The sequence below is a fragment of the uncultured Marinococcus sp. genome (assembly GCF_947493875.1).
Lineage (GTDB): Bacteria > Bacillota > Bacilli > Bacillales > Marinococcaceae > Marinococcus.
In genome coordinates, this window is sequence record NZ_CANLSU010000032.1 from 1 (window position 1) to 240 (window position 240).

Here is a 240-nt window from a genome sequence, read left to right on the forward strand (position 1 = left end):
GGTGGGCCTGAGTGGACTTGAACCACCGACCTCACGCTTATCAGGCGTGCGCTCTGACCAACTGAGCTACAGGCCCATTACAAACTCCAACTATATAGGGTGATATGTAGTTGAATTGTTCTCTCAAAAGGAAAGCCAAGCCAGGCCCCTGCCCGGTCCCTGTGGGACCGGGGTACTGCTCCATAGAAAGGAGGTGATCCATCCCCACCTTCCGGTAGGGATACCTTGTTACGACTTCAC

The 240-nt window shown here is 54.2% G+C and carries 1 tRNA gene and 1 rRNA gene; both read right to left on the reverse strand.

Annotation, left to right across the window (positions count from 1 at the left end):
- Positions 1 to 2 precede the first annotated feature (2 nt).
- Positions 3 to 76 (reverse strand) — tRNA-Ile (locus Q0757_RS16970).
- Positions 77 to 186: 110 nt separating this feature from the next.
- Positions 187 to 240 (reverse strand): 16S ribosomal RNA (locus Q0757_RS16975); the annotation flags it as partial.